The sequence below is a fragment of the Pseudomonas sp. NBRC 111130 genome (genome assembly GCF_001320485.1).
Classification (GTDB): domain Bacteria; phylum Pseudomonadota; class Gammaproteobacteria; order Pseudomonadales; family Pseudomonadaceae; genus Aquipseudomonas; species Aquipseudomonas vlassakiae.
Window position 1 is genome coordinate 1 of record NZ_BCBG01000087.1, and the last position, 4284, is coordinate 4284.

Annotated in this window: 3 protein-coding genes; all 3 read left to right on the forward strand. The window is 61.6% G+C overall.

From position 1 onward, the window contains the following. Positions 1-57 precede the first annotated feature (57 nt). Entirely contained in the window at positions 58-654 is a 597-nt protein-coding gene (locus tag APH33_RS22485; RefSeq protein WP_054887251.1) for a superoxide dismutase, read from the forward strand. A gap of 332 nt (positions 655-986) precedes the next feature. Further along, positions 987-3038, forward strand: a complete 2052-nt coding sequence (locus APH33_RS22490) for a bifunctional diguanylate cyclase/phosphodiesterase (protein WP_054887252.1) — start codon at positions 987-989, stop codon at positions 3036-3038. A gap of 159 nt (positions 3039-3197) precedes the next feature. Then, positions 3198-4284 (forward strand): imelysin family protein (locus tag APH33_RS22495; RefSeq protein WP_054887253.1); only part of this gene is annotated, 1087 nt, incomplete at its 3' end.

Consider the following 4284-nt stretch of genomic DNA (forward strand, 5'->3'; position numbering starts at 1 on the left):
GCCGCCCGTGACCGGCCTTGCGCAAACCGCAAACAGACCTGAATCAGGAGATCCACCATGGCTTTTGAATTGCCGCCGCTGCCGTACGCCCACGATGCCCTGCAGCCGCACATCTCCAAGGAAACCCTGGAGTATCACCACGACAAGCACCACAACACCTATGTCGTGAACCTGAACAACCTGGTCCCAGGCACCGAATTCGAAGGCAAGACCCTGGAAGAGATCGTCAAGAGCTCTTCGGGCGGCATCTTCAACAACGCCGCTCAAGTCTGGAACCACACCTTCTACTGGAACTGCCTGGCACCTAACGCCGGGGGCCAGCCAACCGGCGCCCTGGCTGATGCCATCAACGCTGCTTTCGGTTCCTTCGACAAGTTCAAGGAAGAGTTCACCAAGACTTCGGTCGGCACCTTCGGTTCCGGCTGGGGCTGGCTGGTGAAGAAAGCTGACGGCACCCTGGCCCTGGCCAGCACCATCGGCGCCGGCTGCCCGCTGACCAGCGGCGACACCCCGCTGCTGACCTGCGATGTCTGGGAACACGCCTACTACATCGACTACCGCAACCTGCGTCCGAAGTACGTCGAGGCGTTCTGGAACCTGGTCAACTGGAAATTCGTTGCCGAGCAGTTCGAAGGCAAGACCTTCAAGGCCTGATTCAGTCAGCCCTGAACGAAGAAACCCGGCCATGTGCCGGGTTTTTTCATGCCTGTGTCGGCCTCTTCGCGGGTAAACCCGCTCCCGCAGGGACAGCTTCAAGATCACAGGCGGCGCAGTACCTGTGGGAGCGGGTTTAGCCGCGAAGAGGCCGGCACGGTTTTGCTTGCTCAGCGCGTAGAGCACGCTAACATCAACCGTCTGGAAGTTTGATACCGCGCACTCAAGTTGCAGGGTCGGGCAACCGATACACTACCCAAGGTCGGCCGATAGTGTATTGCCAACGGTTAATGGCAAAATGATGTTATGCGCATGGATTAAGGAAAACCCCATTGAAGCTGGAATTGCGGAACAGCTTGTCGGTCAAGTTGCTCAGGGTCGTGCTCCTTTCGGCGCTGGCGGTCGGCGTCGTCCTCAGTTGCGCGCAGATCGTCTACGACACCTACAAGACCCGCCAGGCCGTCAATAACGACGCCCAACGCATTCTCGACATGTTCCGCGACCCCTCCACCCAGGCGGTATACAGCCTCGACCGTGAAATGGGCATGCAGGTGATGGAAGGCCTGTTCCAGGACGAGTCGGTGCGCATGGCTTCGATCGGCCACCCCAACGAAACCATGCTGGCGGAAAAGTCCCGTCCGCTGCAGGACATGCCGATGCGCTGGCTGACCGACCTGATCCTCGGCCAGGAACGCACCTACACCACCCAACTGGTCGGCCGTGGCCCGTACAGCGAGTACTACGGCGACCTGAGCATCACCCTCGACACGTCGTCCTATGGCGAAGACTTCCTGGTCAATGCGGTGATCATCTTCATTTCCGGCGTGCTGCGCGCCCTGGCCATGGGCCTGGTGCTCTATCTGGTGTATCACTGGCTGCTGACCAAGCCGCTGTCGAAGATCATCGAGCACCTTACCCAGATCAACCCTGACCGCCCCAGCCAGCACCAGATTCCGCTGCTCAAGGGCCACGAGAAGAATGAGCTGGGCCTGTGGGTCAATACCGCCAACCAGCTGCTGGCCTCGATCGAGCGCAACACCCACCTGCGCCACGAAGCCGAGAACAGCTTGCAGCGCATGGCGCAGTACGATTTCCTCACTGGCCTGCCGAACCGCCAGCAATTGCAGGAGCAACTCGACAAGATCCTCGCCGACGCCGGCCGCCTGCAACATCGCGTGGCCGTACTGTGCGTGGGCCTGGACGACTTCAAGGGCATCAACGAGCAGTTCAGCTACCAGGCCGGCGACCAGTTGCTGCTGGCCCTGGCCGATCGCCTGCGCGCTCACAGTGGCCGCCTGGGTTCTCTGGCGCGGCTGGGAGGCGACCAGTTTGCCCTGGTCCAGGCCAATATCCAGCAGCCCTACGAGGCGGCAGAGCTGGCCCAGATCATTCTCGACGACCTCGAACTGCCGTTCGCCCTGGACCAACAGCAAATCCGCCTGCGCGCCACCATCGGCATCACGCTGTTCCCGGAGGACGGTGACAGCACCGAGAAGCTGCTGCAAAAAGCCGAACAGACCATGACCCTGGCCAAAGCCCGCTCGCGCAACCGTTACCAGTTCTACATCGCCAGCGTCGACAGCGAAATGCGCCGCCGCCGCGAGCTGGAAAAAGACCTGCGCGAAGCCCTGCCGCGCAACCAGCTGTACCTGGTCTACCAACCGCAAATCAGTTACCGCGACCACCGCGTGGTCGGCGTCGAGGCCTTGTTGCGCTGGCAACACCCGGAGCTCGGCATGGTCCCGCCCGATCAGTTCATCCCCTTGGCCGAACAGAACGGCAGCATCATCAGAATTGGCGAGTGGGTACTCGACCAGGCCTGCAGGCAGTTGCGCGAATGGCATGATATCGGCTTCAGCGAATTACGCATGGCGGTCAACCTGTCCACCGTCCAGCTGCATCACAGCGAGCTGCCGCGGGTGGTCAACAACCTGCTGCAGGCTTACCGCCTGCCTCCGCGCAGCCTGGAGCTGGAGGTGACCGAGACCGGCCTGATGGAAGACATCAGCACCGCCGCCCAGCACCTGCTCAGCTTGCGCCGCTCGGGGGCGCTGATCGCCATCGACGATTTCGGCACCGGTTACTCGTCGCTCAGCTACCTGAAGTCGCTGCCGCTGGACAAGATCAAGATCGACAAGAGCTTCGTCCAGGACCTGCTCGACGATGACGATGACGCGACCATCGTTCGCGCCATCATCCAGCTGGGCAAGAGCCTGGGCATGCAGGTGATTGCCGAAGGTGTGGAAACCGCCGAGCAGGAAACCTACATCATCGCCCAAGGCTGCCATGAGGGTCAGGGCTATCACTACAGCAAGCCGTTGTCGGCCCGCGAACTGACCAACTTCCTCAAACAAGCCCAGCGCAATCAGGTCTCCGCGCTGTAAGGCTTGCCCCTCGATTCCGGCCCGTGATGCGCATTTGCATGAATTGCGCGCCAACCCCTTTACAGCAAATGCAAATCTTTCGCATGATGTTGTCGTTTCGCGTGCCACGGCGCACGGCCTAACCCCTTGGTCCAACCACACGACGCAGGAAACCCAATAATGATTCGTATGCCTCTGGCCTCCGCCAGTCTGCTCGCCATCGCCATCGCTCTCGCCGGTTGCGGCGAAGGCAAGGATGACAAGGCCGCTGCTCCGCAAGCTCAGGCACCTGCTGCGGCCAGCACCGCAGCAGCGGCGCCCGGGGCTGTCGACGAAGCGGCCGGCAAAGCCGTGGTCAAGCATTACTCCGAAATGGTCTATGCCGTGTACAGCGACGCGCTGAGCACCGCCAAGACCCTGCAGACCGCCGTCGACGCGTTCCTTGCCAAGCCCAACGACGAAACCCTGAAAGCCGCCAAAGAGGCCTGGGCTGCCGCGCGCGTACCTTACCTGCAGAGCGAGGTGTTCCGCTTCGGCAATACCATCATTGATGACTGGGAAGGTCAGGTGAACTCCTGGCCGCTGGACGAAGGCCTGATCGACTATGTCGACAAGAGCTATGAGCATGCCCTGGGCAACCCGGCGGCCAGCGCCAACATCATTGCCAACACCGAGATCCAGGTTGGTGAAGAGAAGGTCGATGTCAAGGACATAACCCCTGAGAAACTGGCCAGCCTGAACGAACTGGCAGGTTCCGAAGCCAACGTCGCCACCGGCTACCACGCCATCGAGTTCCTGCTCTGGGGCCAGGACCTCAACGGCACCGGCCCAGGCGCAGGCAACCGCCCGGCTTCCGATTACCTGGAAGGCAAAGGTGCTACCGGCGGCCACAACGACCGTCGCCGCGCCTACCTGAAAGCGGTCACCGAGCTGCTGGTAAAGGACCTCGAAGAGATGGTCGGCAACTGGAAGCCGAACGTCGCCGACAACTACCGTGCCACGCTGGAAGCCGAGCCGGTGGCCGATGGCCTGCGCAAGATGCTGTTCGGCATGGGCAGCCTGTCGCTGGGCGAACTGGCCGGTGAGCGCATGAAGGTCTCGCTGGAAGCCAACTCGCCGGAAGACGAGCAGGACTGCTTCAGCGACAACACCCACTACTCGCACTTCTACGACGCCAAGGGCATCCGTAACGTCTACCTGGGCGAGTACACCCGTGTCGACGGCACCAAGCTGACCGGCCCGAGCCTGTCCTCGCTGGTGGCCAAGG